Source organism: bacterium, assembly GCA_035530055.1.
Taxonomy (GTDB): Bacteria; UBA6262; WVXT01; order WVXT01; family WVXT01; genus WVXT01.
This window is the reverse complement of the sequence record DATKVN010000051.1, coordinates 1-15,670: the sequence shown is the minus strand read 5'-3', so window position 1 is coordinate 15,670 and position 15,670 is coordinate 1. Positions and strand designations below refer to the sequence as shown.

Below are 15,670 nucleotides of genomic sequence, written 5' to 3'. Positions count from 1 at the left end.
CATTCTTTCTAAAAAGCAATAAATTTTTATATGAAAGAGAATTTTTTAGGGGAGAGGAGAGGAATTTAGGCATGAATTTCAAAAATTGAGTGAAGTAATCTATTTAAATCTTATTATATTTCTGACATAAACTATCGATCAAACCCGCTTCTTGGAAGCCTTTAGCTCTCAATTTGCACGCATCACACTGGCCACAAGGCTCTTCTTCCCCCTGATAACAACTCCAGGTAAGTTCTAAAGGCACTTTTAGCCTTACTGCTTCTTGTACTATTTCTTTCTTTGTCATTCGAATTAAAGGGGTTTTTATCTCTATTTTCCCGCCTTCTACTGTCTTTTTTATAGCTACATTAATCAGCTTTTGATATGTTTCTATATATCTCGGTGTTGTATCCGGATAACCTGGACTATCTATCACATTTGCACCTATATAAATTGCATCTGCCTCTATCACCTCGGCAAAACTCAAAGCTATGCTAAGAAAAATTGTATTTCTTGCCGGTACATAAGTTGGAGGGACATCGCTAATTATTTCTTCTATCTCTCTTCCCATAGGAACTTCTATGTTATCCGTTAAAGCCGAACCTCCTATTTGTCTTAAATCAATCTTAATCTTTTTAAAAATTGCACCAGCTTTCTCAGCTATTCTCCTTGAAGATTCGACCTCTTTGAGATGCCTCTGTCCGTAGTCAAAACATAATGCGTAAGGGACATACCCATCTTCTATCGCCTTGTACAGGCAAGTGGATGAATCGAGTCCACCACTCAATAATACTACTGCTTTTTTGTCTTCTTTCATTCTTTCCATTCTATTTTTTAGCTTTCCATTTCTTATATAGACGTAATCAGTTATCGAGCAGGTTTTAAATTCTCTCGGAATCTCTTGTTAGGTCAAATTTTGAGTTGTATGCTTTTTTTCTTATTCAGGGAGGCTTTGATAAATTCTCTAAACAGGGGGTGGGGTCTGGTGGGTCGGGACTTGAATTCGGGGTGAAACTGAACCGCTACAAACCAGGGGTGGTCTTTGAGCTCAATAATTTCTGCCAGACGTTTCTTCTCATATTCGCCAGTTACCAAAAGCCCTTTTGCTTTCAACCTGGCCCGAAACTTATTGTTCAATTCATACCTGTGTCGATGTCTTTCCAACACAAGTTTCTTTTTATAAGCACGAAAGGCGAGGGAGTTTCTTTTAATTCTGCATGGATAATTACCCAATCTCATCGTCCCACCTTTTTGAAATATCTTCTTCTGCTCAGGAAGCGAATCGATAACCGGATAGGGCGTATCTGGTTTAAATTCTGTGCTATATGCTCTTTTCATTCCACAGACATTTTGAGCGAAATCTATTACTGCGCACTGCATTCCTAAACAGATGCCCAAAAAAGGAACTTTATTCTCTCGAGCAAATCTGCAAACCCTTATCTTCCCCTCAATCCCTCTCTCGCCAAATCCTCCGGGAACAAGAATTCCATCCACAGTTCTTAATACTTTCTCCAGTTTCTTATCCTCAACGTCAATATATTTTATCTCTACATTTACACTATTACTTAATCCTCCATGAACCAATGCTTCCCAGATACTCTTGTAGGCATCCTTTAGCTCAGTATACTTTCCGGCAACACCAATGGTCACATCTTCTTTTAAATTTCTTATTTTCTTAACAATTTCCTCCCATTTAGATAGGTCACTCCTCTTTTTCCCCAAACGTAACATTTCCAATAAAATAGTATCGAGGTTTTCTCTTTTTAGCATCAAGGGGACTTCATAGATACTGGTGGAAACGTCCCTTTCTTCAGCTACTGCTTTTTCCTGAACATTACAGAATAAGGCTATCTTTCTCCTTAATTCATTTGTCAATGGTCTTTCAGTGCGGCAAATAATTATTTGAGGCTCAATTCCAATCTCTCTTAATTTGGCTACACTCTGTTGCGTAGGCTTGGTCTTCATCTCCTCAGCAGCCTTAATGTAGGGCACAAGGGTCACGTGAATATAACAAACATTTCCTTCTCCCACATCCTGTTTAAACTGTCTCGCTGCTTCCAGAAAAGGCAGTCCCTCGATATCCCCTGTGGTTCCACCAATTTCAGTAATTACTACATCGGAATCTTTCGATAACGCCTTGATACGAGATTTAATCTCATTAGTGACATGGGGAATAACCTGAACCGTTTTGCCTAAGAAATCTCCTTTTCTTTCTTTACTAATCACTACATCGTAGATTAGGCCACTGGTGATATTATTAATTTTTTTCAGATTGACATCCAGAAACCTCTCATAATGGCCCAAATCTAAATCGGTTTCCGCTCCATCTTCGGTAACGAAAACTTCTCCGTGCTGAAAAGGGCTCATCGTTCCAGGGTCTACATTGAGATAAGGATCTATCTTCAGGATATTTACTCTCAACCCGCGACTTTTTAATAAACATCCAATAGAGGCTGAGGTTATGCCTTTGCCCAACGAAGATACTACTCCACCGGTAACGAAAATGTATTTAGTCGTCATTTTGTCCTTCCCCCCTCGCCCTTCCCCTCTCCCCCAAGGGGAGAGGAGATTAGGTTGAGCTAAACAAAAAAGCCCTCCAGTCACTATTGCCGGAAGACTCCATATATTACCTGTTCTTTTCCTCTTTTGTCAAGAAATTTCTAAGTTCTTACATTTATTCCTTTGCTCGAAAGATAATCTTTCACTTCTTTTATTTTATATTCTCCAAAGTGAAACACAGAAGCAGCGAGAACTGCATCTGCTTTTCCTTTGGTCACCGCATCATAGAAGTGCTCCAATTTTCCTGCTCCTCCAGAGGCAGTCACGGGAATGTCCACTGATTCTGAAACAAGACGAGTCATCTCAATATCGTATCCATCCTTAGTACCATCAGCGTCCTTGCTGGTTAAAAGAATCTCCCCTGCACCTAATTGCTCAACTCGCTTTGCCCATTCAACTACATCTAAGCCTGTGGGTTCTTCTCCGCCCATAATTAAAACTTCTAATCTTGGGCGAGAACTACCAGGAGGATTTTTCCTTCCGTCAATAGCTACAATAACCTTTTCTTTACCAAATCTTTCACTAGCTTCTTTGATTAAACCGGGATTTTTAACTGCAGCTGTATTAATAGAGACTTTATCCGTTCCGAGATTAAAAAGAGCCTGCATATCTTCCAAACCTCTGATGCCTCCGCCTACACAAAAAGGCACAGTGGTTACTTGTTTTACCTTTTTCACCCAATCCAAACGCGTGGGCCTTGACTCCACAGAAGCAGCAATATCCAGAAATACCAACTCATCCGCACCTGCAGCACAGTAAGCAGAGGCTGCTTCCACCGGGTCGCGGGCATCTTTTAAATCAACAAACTTTACACCCTTAACTACTCTTCCATCCTTGATATCCAAACAGGGAATTACTTTTACTGGTTTCATCGTTATATTATACCTCTTTCTCTACTTTTCCCCTCACCCTTACCCTCTCCCCTTTGGGAGAGGAAATGTCACTAATATTTACCCTCCCTTTCGGGAGGACTCCACCCGCCTCCAGAGGGGAGAGGGAGCTTTACCCATATTATAATCTTGAGGGGATTGCCTTTCTCCAGGTATTACTTAATGTGGCCAAAGGAAGATCGATTATCGTCTTTTCTTTGTATTTAACTACCAATCTATCTCCTTTAACATCGCCCAGAATCTGATACGGGACTGAATGTCTTTTCAATATCTTTTCTAAGGCGCTCAGTTTATCTTTATTCAGAGAAACTACTATTCTGGAAGGCGTCTCACCAAACAGAATCTCATCTATCCTTATATTTTTGTTTTTAGACTCATCCAACTTTATCACTGCGCCCAACATTTTGTTTGCCCTGGCTATACACGATTCAGTCAGGGTTACTGCCAATCCGCCTTCGGAACAATCATGGGCAGAATTGATAATACCTGATTCGATCGCTTCCAGGCATGCTTCCTGAACAGCCTTCTCCATGTTTATATCTATCTGTGGATTACCCTTCTTCTGTTTGTGCACCAGATACAAATATTCACTACCGGAAAGGTCAGGCTTATTTTCACCCAAGAGGACTATTAAATCAGCCTCATTCTTAAAATCCTGAGTAACATATTTATCCGCATCTTTTATCAACCCCACCATTCCCACTATAGGAGTGGGGTCTACTGCGCCCTTGGGATTTTCATTATAAAAGCTTACATTACCGCTGACAACCGGTGTATTCAAAACCTTGCATGCTGCAGAAAGCCCTTCTATACACTTCTCAAATTGCCAGTAGTTTTCAGGTTTCATGGGATTGCCAAAATTCAAACCGTCAGTAATTGCCAGCGGTCTCCCTCCACTGCAAACTATATTCCTTGCTGCTTCGGCCACCGCCATCATCGCCCCATTATAGGGATTCAGATAGCAATACCTGCCATTGCAATCTACGCTTATGGCTAAGGCCTTTTTAGTGCCTTTAACTTTAACCACAGCTGCATCTGAACCTGCTCCTACTGCTACTTCATTCTTATCTATAGCAGTAAATTTTTTATATGCTGATTCTTTGCTGGCAATAGTGGGGGAGTCGAGTAATCGCAATAACACTTTATTGAAGTCATCTGGCAGCTGTATCGATTCCCGAGTCAACTTTTGTGCCTCTTTCAAGTAGGCAGGCTCTGCAACTTCTCTATCATAAAGAGGAGCCTTTTTGGTAAGGGCCTCTGCAGGAACTTCGCAAACCACCACCCCATTCTCCTTGACCCGCATCATTTTATCATCCGTTACTTTCCCGATTCTTGCCGCATCGATATTCCACTTTTTCAATATATCCAGAGCCTCTTTTTCCTTGCCATCTTTCAAGATAGCCAGCATCCTCTCTTGCGATTCGGACAGGAGGATTTCGTAAGGTGTCATCCCTTTTTCTCTCTGGGGAATTAAGGCAACATCTATTTCAATGCCTGTTCCGCCTCTGGCGGCTGTCTCCGAGGAAGAGCAAGTAAGTCCAGCTGCACCCATATCCTGCATTCCCACGACAAGCCCCTTTTCTATCAATTCCAGGCAGGCTTTTCTTAAACGTTTTCCCAGTTCTGGATTACCTATGGCCACTGCGCCTGTATCAGAACTAGACTCCTCAGTAATTTCTTTGGAAGCAAAACTTGCCCCGCCCACACCATCTCTTCCTGTCTCTCCTCCTATATAATATACAGGATTTCCTACTCCGTATGCGGTGCCTCTTACAATATTATCATGCTTTACAATACCCACAACAAAGGCATTAACTAAAGGATTGCCTTCATAACTCTCATCAAAATAAGTCTCACCGCCCACTGCACTAATCTCTGCGGTATTGGCATAATGAGCTAACCCTCTAATAACTTCTTTAAACAAGAATTTAACTCTTTCGTTATCCAGACTTCCGAATCTCAATGCCCCTAAGCCGGCAACAGGTCTTGCTCCAGTGGTAAATATATCCCTTAAGCATCCGCCTATACCTGTGGCTGAAGCCTCAAAGGGCTCTACTGCTGAAGGATGATTGTGCGATTCTATTTTAAAGGCAACTCCTAAGCCATCACCTATATCAACTATTCCAGAGTTTTCCTCGCCTGCACCAACCAATACCTGTTTGCCTTTAGTAGGGAAGAGTGTAAACAACTTACGTGAATTCTTATAGCTACAATGCTCCGACCACATAGCTGAAAAAACACCCAATTCTGTAAAATTTGGAACTCTACCGAGCAACTTCTTTATCTCATTAAATTCTTCTTCCGTAAGTCCCAATTCTTTTGCCACTTCTACATCAACCTTAACTTGCGTCTCCATTAAATAGCCTCCTTTCTTTAATGAGTACTGAAATCCCACTCTTGTTGCTTCCTCTCCCATTAGGGGAGAGGATTGAGCCTGCCCGTGCCGCCTGCCCATTCTGGGCCTTAACGGCCAGGGGTGAGGAGGGTTGTGAGATTCTATTTCTTATTCCCATTCAATTGTGCTTGGTGGTTTAGAAGAAATATCATATACCACACGGTTTATCCCTTTGACTTCATTTATAATACGATTAGAAATTCTCTCCAGTATTTCATAGGGAAGCCTCGCCCAATGAGCAGTCATTGCATCCTCACTTGTTACCGCTCTTACGGCCAAAAGATTCTCATATGACCTCTGGTCTCCCATAACACCTACTGTCTTTACGGGTAAGAGCACACAGAAAGACTGCCACAATTTCCGATATAATTTTGCCCGTTTTATCTCATCTATTAATATCCAGTCTGCCTGACGCAAGATATCCAATCTTTCTTTGGTAATAGCACCAATGATCCTAACTGCCAGTCCTGGACCGGGGAAAGGCTGCCTGTAAATAATATCATCGGGCAACTCCAGTTCTTTGCCAACGAGTCTTACTTCATCTTTAAATAAATTTTTTAGTGGCTCAATTAACTCAAGCTTTAAATGGCGTGGTAATCCTCCCACATTATGGTGGGTCTTAATAGTTGCCGAAGGTCCACCACCGGGAGACCTTGATTCAATTACATCTGGATATAATGTGCCCTGGGCTAAAAACTTAATCTTCCCCAACTTCTTGGCCTCTCTCTCAAAGACCTCTATAAATGATCTTCCTATAATCTTGCGTTTGGTTTCAGGATTCTTAACCCCTTTTAAGCCTTTTAAAAAGGTATCTTGTGCATTTACAACCTTTAAGTTAATCCGATAATGATTCTTGAATCTTCTTTTAACAAGTGCTACTTCATCTTTGCGCAAAAGCCCGTTATCAATAAAGATGGCTATTAAATTCTTTCCTATAGCCTTATGGAGTAATGCTGCTAAAACAGATGAATCTACACCTCCACTTAATGCACATAGAACTTTTTTATTGCCTATTTTTTCTTTTAGTTCCTTAATCGAACCTTTAACAAACGAATGCATACTCCAGGAAGGTCTGCAATCTGCCAAATGAAAAAGGAAATTCTTTAATATATTTTTTCCTTTGGGCGTATGAACTACTTCGGGATGAAATTGGAGTCCATAGAATCTTCTCACCTTATTCTCCATTGCTGTAATGGGAGAATTCTCTGTTGACCCGATTATCCGAAAATCCCGGGGTAATCGCAAAATCTTATCTCCATGACTCATCCAGATAGTTTCCTTGGAAGATAATCCTCTAAATAGGTTTTCTCTCGATTTGACCTGAAGAGTAACCTTTCCATATTCCCTTGCATTGGCTTTTACTACTCTGCCGCCCAGAGCTTTAGCCATAAGTTGTGCCCCATAACAAATACCAAGAACAGGAATATTTATATTAAAAATATCTCTATCGCACATAGGATTTTTTCTTGAAGTAACGCTAGCCGGTCCACCGGAGAAAATAATAGCCTTTGGCGCTCTTTTTAAAAGTTTATCTGCATCGATATTATAACCGACTATTTCTGAATAAACACCGCACTCTCTTACCCGGCGAGCAATGAGATGAGTATATTGCGAACCAAAATCTAAAATAGCTATCCAATCTTTATGCATTGTTCCTGCATTGTTTATTTCCTGGAGGTTTCTGGTAACAGTTTTGGAGGGATCCGGTAAGGCCTTGGCTATGGTAAACTGGACATTTGTCCAACCATTTTCCTCACATACTCTTCCTATACTACCCCCTGATCCAACATAGCATCTGCAACTTTTACAAACCCGGCAGTATTTGCACCTTTAACATAATCAATATAATTGCCTTGTTTACCATATTTCACGCACTGTTCGTGAATAGCTACCATAATATCGTGTAGTTTTTTATCCACTTCTTGGTGACTCCAGGATAATCTTTGGCTATTTTGAGACATCTCCAGACCAGAAATAGCAACTCCACCAGCATTTGCCGCTTTACCAGGCCCGAAGAGAATTTTAGCTTGTTGAAATATTTTTATTGCTTCTGGTCTGGTAGGCATATTGGCGCCTTCAGCAACGCAGATACAGCCATTCTTGACCAGTTTCTTGGCATCACTTTCGTGTATTTCATTCTGTGTTGCAGAAGGAAAAGCGACGTCGCATTTCACTTCCCAGGGCCACCTCCCTGCTTCGAAGTATTCACAGTCGAATTCTTTGGCGTATTCCTTAATACGTCCACGCCTGACATTCTTAAGCTCCTTGACAAATGCCAATTTTTTCTCATCTATTCCATCTCCATCATGGATATATCCATTGGAATCAGATAGAGTAACAGGTTTGGCCCCTAATTGCAGCAACTTCTCTACTGTGTACTGGGCAACGTTTCCCGAGCCAGAAACAGTGCAAACTTTACCCTCAATCGACTCGCCTTTCGTTTTCAACATTTCTTGAACAAAATAAACACAGCCATAACCAGTAGCTTCGGTCCTGATCAGGCTTCCCCCCCAATCAATGGACTTACCAGTCAGAACACCTGTAAATTCATTGCAAAGTCTTTTATACTGGCCAAAAAGAAAACCTATTTCACGCGCTCCCACACCTATATCACCCGCAGGAACATCCGTATCCGGCCCGATATGTCTAAAAAGTTCATTCATAAAACTCTGGCAGAAACGCATAACTTCATTATCCGATTTTCCTTTAGGGTCAAAATCAGAGCCGCCTTTGCCCCCTCCCAGGGGAAGCATGGTGAGACTATTTTTGAACACCTGCTCAAAAGCGAGAAATTTTAGGATTCCTAAATTGACACTGGGATGAAAACGAAGTCCGCCTTTATACGGACCAAGGGCGCTGTTCATTTGAATGCGAAACCCACGATTAACTTGAACTTCCCCTTTATCGTCAACCCAGGGAACACGAAATATGATTACTCTTTCCGGTTCTACGATTCGCTCAAGTATCTTGGCTTTCTGATATTTTGGGTTTTTTCCCAGAAATGGCATCAAGGAGTCAACAACCTCTTCCACCGCCTGATGAAACTCCTTTTCCCCGGGATTTTTTTCAATTACTTTTTCCATAAACTTTTTCACTTTCGTCTCTACCATCTTTTCCTCTCCTTTCAATTACCACCTGACTCACAAAACATCAGTAGATATAATCTATTGTAAGTCATTAGGACGGTGTTGCGTGGAATACATTTTTTAATTATCTCTAATTTTTTTACATTAGTCAAGAAAAATAATGGTCTACGAAAGACATTATTGTCTTAATAAAAAAACGTCCTTATTAGCAAACCTGCTAAAAAGGACGTCTTTGTCCAGTTTTCTAACTTTAAAAGAAAAGATTATAAAAAAGACGTTCTCTCGAACGCCTTCGTCCCTTTTCTTTAAGCACTAACCTTGTGCTATCAGAATTGTACCACAAGGCCCCAGTCTTGTCAATCTTTTTTTTCGCCCAAGGCCCCCAGTATCTTGGAGTCCTCCCGAAAGGGAGGTTGGGAGTAGCGAAACTTGTTTCGCGTTAATAACGCAGAGCAAGCGGTGCTACTCCAATCTTTGGAGTCCTCCCGAAAGGGAGGCTGGGAGTAGCGAAACTTGTTTCGCGTTAATAACGCAGAGCAAACTCTGCTACTCCAGAATCTTTGGAGTCCTCCCGAAAGGGAGGTTGGGAATAGCGAAACTTGTTTCGCGTTAATAACGCAGAGCAAGCTCTGCTACTCCAGAATCTTTGGAGTCCTCCCGAAAGGGAGGCTGGGAGTAGCGAAACTTGTTTCGCGTTAATAACGCAGAGCAAGCTCTGCTACTCCAGAATCTTTGGAGTCCTCCCGAAAGGGAGGTCGAGAGTAGCGAAACTTGTTTCGCGTTAATAACGCAGAGCAAGCTCTGCTACTCCAGAATCTTTGGAGTCTTCCCGAAAAGGAGGTTTGGGCTAACTGAGTGGCGGGCTGAGGGCCTAACTTTTTTTTCCTAATACATCGTAGACCTTAACTTTTTCTTCTTTTCCCCTTAGCTCAACAGCGGGAATTTCTCTCACTTCAATATCATCTTTAACTTCACTATAGGTGCTCTCACTTATCAGTATTTTAGTTCCAAACTGTTTATTCAACGGCTCAAGTCTTGAGGTCAAATTAACTGTATCTCCAATAACCGTATATTCCATTCTCACTTCGCTGCCAATATTTCCTGCCACAAGATTTCCTGTATGAACGGCAACTCCAATTCTTATCTCGTTTTTTCCCTTTTTTACTCTCTTTTTATTGAACTCTTTCAACTTCTCCTGCATTTCCAGTGCAGCAAATACTGCTCTCTTGGCATCATCTTGATGGGCTATGGGAGCACCGAATACAGCAAGAAGTGCATCCCCGATAAATTTATCCAGCGTTCCTTCATATTTTGTCACCACGCTTACCATTTCACTGAAATACTCGTTTAAAAAGTCGACAACCTCTTCGGGAGGAAGTTTCTCACTCAGTGCAGTAAAATTTCTTACATCGCTTATGAGAACAGTTGCCCTTTTCCTTTCTCCACCAAGTTCAAGCCTTCCATTCAGAATTGCTTCGGCAACCTGTTTGGAAACATATTTACCGAAAGTATTCCTTATGAAATCCCTGTCTTTAAGCCCCTTTATCATTTCATTAAAAGTATTTCCCAGTTCTCCCAGTTCATCTTTTCTTTTCATTTCCACTTTCTGTTCTAAATCTCCCTTTCCAATTTTTCTGGCAATATCAACAAGCACATTTATTGGAGAAACCATAAATGTGACCACAATTACCGTAACAAATATACTAAATGCAAGAACCCCTATGGTTATTAGAATAATTTTATTTCTCATCTCTACCAGTGCTGTTGATATTGATTCCTGAGAAAATCCTATTCTTACACCACCTGCAAATTTATCGCCAACAATAATGGGAACAGAAACTCTGTAGAGATTCTCTTCTCGTTTAACAACTATCTGCTTTCCTGCAATTTCCTCTGCCTTTTCCCCGATTTTTGCTGTGTCAGAATGCGAAATGACTTCTCCTTTTTCATCAAAAACCATAGCATAAAGAATTGCTTTTTCTTTAATCATTTCCGTAACAGAAAAATATAAGGAGAATGCGTCTGGCTGGGGAAAAAGAGATTCCCTAACATTCCGGGCAAAGAATTCTGCCCTTATCTCCATTTCCTTTATAAGAGAGTTTCTCGTTTGCCTTAAAATCAATGATGCCATAATAAGCATAATTACCAAAATCACTACTGAGACAATTCCTGAAAACTTAATGGCGATTCTGGAAACTCTTTTCATCTTACTCCCAATGCAATTTTATCTAAGGACAGCGATTTTGCATTTCTGTTTTTTCCCGCCGGCTTCAATTAAACAGATATATCCCCCGTTTTCTACAATCTTTCCCTTCTCATTTTTTCCATTCCATGGCCACTGGTTCAATCCTGCTTTTCCTGAAATATTTTCCCACGAATACACCAATTCACCAGTCAAAGTAAACAGTTTTATCTTTACGTCGTCATCGTCCTCTTCAAGGTAGTAGCAAATCTTGGTATCCTCTGTATCAGGATTGAATGGATTGGGAGCATTAAATGGCTTTTTCTCCAAAGCCTGCTCTACCTCTTCATCTTTGAAAAACGCATAAACGTCATTAAGATTATTACTTCCATCAAAACCGCCGAAAATTAACACTTTTTCTCCGTCCCCACCCCAGAAAAGTCCTGTCGCATGTCCAGACCTTTTGGAAGGCAAATCCCCGATGGGATAAATTCTCTTCCACCTGTAATTAGGTTCTCCGGGACCAGGGGTGTACAAAACCCAGAAATCATCAAGAGGTTTTCCATTTTTATCCTCTCCACCAAAAATAATCATTTTTCCCGGTTCCATGGGCTCCCATTTCCAGACCGCAGTATGCTGCCAGCGGGCAGGTGGTTTATCTCCAGTGATAGGCACTGGAGTCCAGGAATTTAACCCTGGATCAAACTGCCAGCAATCATCAAGGAATTCCTGGGAGTTATCTTTTCCTCCAAAGACAATCATTTGCCCGCCGGTCCAGACTGCTGAATGTCCATAGCGGGCAGGAGGTTTGTCTCCTGGATTCACCAGGGGCCAGAAGGCAAGGTCAAAATCTAAAGTGTACGTTTCATTTAATGCGACAACTGGATCAATAGCCTTATAACCTCCAAAAACAATCATCCGGTTATCATTATTATCATAAACTGCTGTATGTTCTGCCATAGGAGGAGGAAAAAAACCAACAGGGACCAATTTTTCCCACTTAGAACTCCCATCCCAGGGGTTTGCCAATTTATAGGGGACTATATCACTGGGAGCGACCAAAGGAGATGCTGAACCGCCAAAAACGATAATGGAATTATCGAAACCATTGGCAAAAATCCCGCTATGTCCTCCTCTCTCAGAAGGAGTATTAGGCTCCCTGGTACCCGTATTTTCCCATATCCAGTTTCCCTCTCCTTCTTCTCTAAGTCTCCACAAGTCAGTGTTCTGGTTAAATCCGCCAAAGACAAATTGCTCAGAACCGCCTGAAGAGACTGACACATGACCATTCCTCCCATCAGGCGAAGCACCAACTGGTTTAAGCTCCTCACAGACCTGGGCCATCACTAATTTTTCCAATGTAAAAATCAAAATCAATCCTAAAACCGCACCATAAATAATCTTACGGGCATAAAGCCCTACACTACCAGTTTTTTTTCTCATTTTTTCCCCATTAACTCAAGTACACTTTTTGCTTTTTCCAGTAGTTTATAAGCATTCTCATTTATCGGGTCAAGTTCCAGAAGTTTATTCAAAACACTTATCGATTCTTCATATTTTCCTTTTAAATATAAATCTGCCGCCTCATAATAAAGCGCATCGATCTCAGCCCGGCTTACTTTCTTAACTACTTCGGCAGCCTGTTCCTTCGTTTTTTCTATATATTCTTTTGCCTCTTTATTCTCCGGGGCAAAATTGAGTACTACCTTAAATTCCTTAATTGCGCTAGCGCTATCTTTCTTATCAAAGAATTCCTTCCCTCGGGAAATGTGAACTTTTATTAACCTTTCAATCTTCTCTTTTGTCTGGTCAATATTTTCTCTTGCCAGAGTATGGTTGGGATTTATTTTTAGAATTTTCTCCCACTCTTTAATAGCTTCAACGTATCTTTCCTGCTCATAAAACCTGTCTCCCCTACCAAGAAGTCTTGCAATCTCTGCTTTGCTTTTTTCTTTTACCCTTTCCAAATATTTTTCTCTGTCTATCTTTGAAAGTTTTCCTTCAATTCTCTCAATGTATTCTTTTGCCCTGATGCTTGTTGGGTCAAGCTTTAAAACCTCTCTCCATTCATCAAGCGAGTCAATAAGCTTTCCTTCCTCATAGAATGAATATGCCTGGCCAATATGTTTTTCCATCAATTTCCTATTTACAGTAATTTCCATCTCCTGGGAAACTTCTCCCACTCTCTTTTGAATTTCCAGGTCATCGGGACGCCAGATTAAGGCCCTATCCCATTCTGCCAGAGCATCCGCCAGTCTTCCCGCTCGATAATGTTCCAGTCCCGATTTATAGTATTCTTCCGCCCGCAATCTGGCTCTGTATCTTGTGAACTCTTCAATCTCAATAATCTGCCTGCCAAATTTAAGGGTGACGGAAAACCTGTGACTGAGCCCCAAATCGTGAGGAGTAAACCCATAATCAAACTGAACCCAGCGATAGAGAAATCCCAAACCAAAATTAAGGTTATCCTTTCCATATCCCAGGCGAAAAGCAATAGTATTCTTGAACCAGTATTCTCCCCCAAAAGCGACCTTTAGGCCTCCAAGATATGGTTTGTTTAAATCGATATTTATTGTTAATTTGTCCCTCCATTTAGGAATTAGATTTCTCACCTGATAGGATGTTCCAAATTTAAGATTTAAGCCGTAAGTTTCTTGGGTACGAGAAATTCCATCTGATTTCATCTGAACCTTGGGGGGAACTAAATTCTGCAAATTAACGCCAAATGAAAGCCTTCTTAACTGCTGCCAGAAAAAGCCTTCACCTTTTACATCCTGCGGGTGGTAGAGAAGTCCTAAATCCATGCCAAATCCACTACCAGAATACTCATTATCCTCTACAGGCATTCTCTTTTGTACAATTTTAAAGCCGAGTCCTGCGGAGAGAAATGGAAAAAATTTGCGGCCATAGGCCAAAAGGAATGCCATTTGTTTTATATCAAAATAATATTCAGGGTAGGCAATGATGCTTTCTCTATATTCAAAGTTACTGCTTTGTAAATTTATAAATCCTATTCCAAACGTTCCCATTTTTTTTGTGGGGTGGCCATATCCGGCGAAGAGATAATTTGTCTCTTCCCAGAGTGGGGCTTCAAAGAATGTGAGTTGATTTCTGGGGAGTCGGGAAAGTCCGGCAGGATTCCAGTAGATAGCAGTAACGTCGTCAGAAAGGCCGGTAAAAGCGCTTCCCATCGCCTGGGAACGGGCGCCAGTTCCAAAATTCAAGAATGAACCAGGAGCGCCGGCATCTCCTGCTCCCCATAGCTGGGAGGGAAAAATAAGAAATGAAAATAGGAAGGTTAGGACTGCGATTTTAGGAACGCGTTTTTCCATTCATATAATTATAACATCTTTTAAAATTTAAATCAACAAGAAATTGCTATTCCCGGCCCCGGCAAGCTTTTACGCAGATTCCGCAGATGTGGTGTCCTATATTACAAACCTTTCTGAATTCATTTAATTTCCTATAACAGGCAAGTCTATCAAAATCTTCCACTCTCTCCCTGATAGCTTTTGCCGGGCAAATTTCCAGACAGTCCCTGCACTCACCACATCCATCTTCTATCGGTTTGTCAAAGGAAATAGGAAAATCGGTTAAAACAGTAACCAGTCTAATCCGGGAGCCAAATTCTGGATTCACCAATAGATTGTTCCTACCAATCCAGCCCAGACCTGCCTGTTGCGCCACCTCTTTGTGGGAAAGATGGCCTCTCTGATTCTCCCAATCAATTGTCTGAGAGGCTGGTATGGGTAAAGCTCCCCAGCCTCTATTTTGAATGAACTGCGTCACTCCCAGAGCCAGACGGTCCAAAAAATAATTCACCTGGCGATAATGGTAATAGTATAGTTTAGTTGGTCTATCTTCGATACTATCGATTATCTTATCAGACAACCTCACTGCTAAAGAAATTCCTTTATCCAGTCCTTTAATGACTTGGGGAGATAAATCTAAAAATTTGCCCTTCAATTTGGAAATGTCACAAACTCCAAATAACGAAGATCCCCATCCCAAAGCAAATTCTTTTAATTTAGAATAGTTTTCTTGCTCCTCACCCATATTTCACATCCTTTTCATATGAACCATTAAGATAGCGATTGCCGCTGGAGTAACTCCTGAAATGCGTGAAGCCTGCCCTAAAGAGTCTGGTCTTATTTTAGACAATTTCTCCCTGGCTTCATTAGATAAACCAACAATTTCCTGATAATTAATTTTTGCAGGAATTTTTCTATTCTCCATCTTTTTAAACTTTTCTATCTCTTGTTCCTGGTGTTTGATATATCCTTCATATTTAATTTGAATTTCCACCTGTTCAGCTACCTCCAACGGAACCTCATCACTTCTCTTATCAAAAAGTTTCAAATCAAAATAGGAAGTTTCCGGTCTCCTTAATAGTTCAGCTAAACTGATTGGACTTCTTAAAGTTACCCATCCCAATTCAGAAAATTTCTTATTTGTCCGGGAATCGGGAAAAATCTTGACCTCTTTTAATCGAGCTATCTCATTTTCGATGGCTCTCTTCTTGGCCTCTACCTCCCGGTATCTCCCTTCTCCAATCAGCCCGATGGTGTATGCCTTCTCA

The 15,670-nt window shown here is 41.1% G+C and carries 11 protein-coding genes; all 11 read right to left on the bottom strand.

Translation table 11 applies throughout. The features are described from left to right. Positions 1-103: 103 nt before the first annotated feature. Entirely contained in the window at positions 104-796 is a 693-nt protein-coding gene (gene queC / locus VMW39_04295; GenBank protein ID HUW23232.1) for a 7-cyano-7-deazaguanine synthase QueC, read from the bottom strand. Positions 797-888: 92 nt separating this feature from the next. Next, positions 889-2,499 carry a CTP synthase gene (locus VMW39_04290; GenBank protein HUW23231.1) on the bottom strand — a complete coding sequence of 537 codons (1,611 nt, stop codon included), beginning with the start codon at positions 2,497-2,499 and terminating at the stop codon, positions 889-891. Positions 2,500-2,639: 140 nt separating this feature from the next. Beyond that, entirely contained in the window at positions 2,640-3,410 is a 771-nt protein-coding gene (gene hisF, locus VMW39_04285; protein ID HUW23230.1) for an imidazole glycerol phosphate synthase subunit HisF, read from the bottom strand. Positions 3,411-3,549: 139 nt separating this feature from the next. After that, on the bottom strand, positions 3,550-5,784 hold the full coding sequence (gene purL / locus VMW39_04280; GenBank protein HUW23229.1) for a phosphoribosylformylglycinamidine synthase subunit PurL: 2,235 nt from the start codon (positions 5,782-5,784) through the stop codon (positions 3,550-3,552). A gap of 147 nt (positions 5,785-5,931) precedes the next feature. Next, on the bottom strand, positions 5,932-7,473 hold the full coding sequence (gene guaA / locus VMW39_04275; protein ID HUW23228.1) for a glutamine-hydrolyzing GMP synthase: 1,542 nt from the start codon (positions 7,471-7,473) through the stop codon (positions 5,932-5,934). Between the two features lie 116 nt (positions 7,474-7,589). Continuing rightward, positions 7,590-8,933: an NADP-specific glutamate dehydrogenase gene (gene gdhA, locus VMW39_04270; GenBank protein ID HUW23227.1), complete on the bottom strand. Its 1,344-nt coding sequence runs from the start codon at positions 8,931-8,933 to the stop codon at positions 7,590-7,592. Between the two features lie 847 nt (positions 8,934-9,780). Beyond that, positions 9,781-11,115, bottom strand: coding sequence for an adenylate/guanylate cyclase domain-containing protein (locus VMW39_04265; protein HUW23226.1), 1,335 nt, complete (start codon positions 11,113-11,115; stop codon positions 9,781-9,783). Positions 11,116-11,133: 18 nt separating this feature from the next. After that, on the bottom strand, positions 11,134-12,534 hold the full coding sequence (locus tag VMW39_04260) for a kelch repeat-containing protein (protein HUW23225.1): 1,401 nt from the start codon (positions 12,532-12,534) through the stop codon (positions 11,134-11,136). After that, entirely contained in the window at positions 12,531-14,423 is a 1,893-nt protein-coding gene (locus VMW39_04255) for a PorV/PorQ family protein (GenBank protein ID HUW23224.1), read from the bottom strand. The genes VMW39_04260 and VMW39_04255 overlap by 4 nt, the downstream gene beginning before the upstream one ends. 46 nt (positions 14,424-14,469) lie before the next feature. Beyond that, positions 14,470-15,147, bottom strand: coding sequence for a hypothetical protein (locus tag VMW39_04250; GenBank protein ID HUW23223.1), 678 nt, complete (start codon positions 15,145-15,147; stop codon positions 14,470-14,472). A 3-nt stretch (positions 15,148-15,150) separates the two neighbouring features. Continuing rightward, the coding region (locus tag VMW39_04245) for a tRNA uridine-5-carboxymethylaminomethyl(34) synthesis enzyme MnmG (protein ID HUW23222.1) at positions 15,151-15,670 on the bottom strand (520 nt) is incomplete at its 5' end.

Coding starts and splice junctions, on each gene's coding strand:
- queC (HUW23232.1), bottom strand. CDS start 796: ATGAAAGAAGACAAAAAAGCAGTAGTATTATTGAGTGGTGGACTCGAT.
- VMW39_04290 (HUW23231.1), bottom strand. CDS start 2,499: ATGACGACTAAATACATTTTCGTTACCGGTGGAGTAGTATCTTCGTTG.
- hisF (HUW23230.1), bottom strand. CDS start 3,410: ATGAAACCAGTAAAAGTAATTCCCTGTTTGGATATCAAGGATGGAAGA.
- purL (HUW23229.1), bottom strand. CDS start 5,784: ATGGAGACGCAAGTTAAGGTTGATGTAGAAGTGGCAAAAGAATTGGGA.
- guaA (HUW23228.1), bottom strand. CDS start 7,473: ATGCATAAAGATTGGATAGCTATTTTAGATTTTGGTTCGCAATATACT.
- gdhA (HUW23227.1), bottom strand. CDS start 8,933: ATGGTAGAGACGAAAGTGAAAAAGTTTATGGAAAAAGTAATTGAAAAA.
- VMW39_04265 (HUW23226.1), bottom strand. CDS start 11,115: ATGAAAAGAGTTTCCAGAATCGCCATTAAGTTTTCAGGAATTGTCTCA.
- VMW39_04260 (HUW23225.1), bottom strand. CDS start 12,534: ATGAGAAAAAAAACTGGTAGTGTAGGGCTTTATGCCCGTAAGATTATT.
- VMW39_04255 (HUW23224.1), bottom strand. CDS start 14,423: ATGGAAAAACGCGTTCCTAAAATCGCAGTCCTAACCTTCCTATTTTCA.
- VMW39_04250 (HUW23223.1), bottom strand. CDS start 15,147: ATGGGTGAGGAGCAAGAAAACTATTCTAAATTAAAAGAATTTGCTTTG.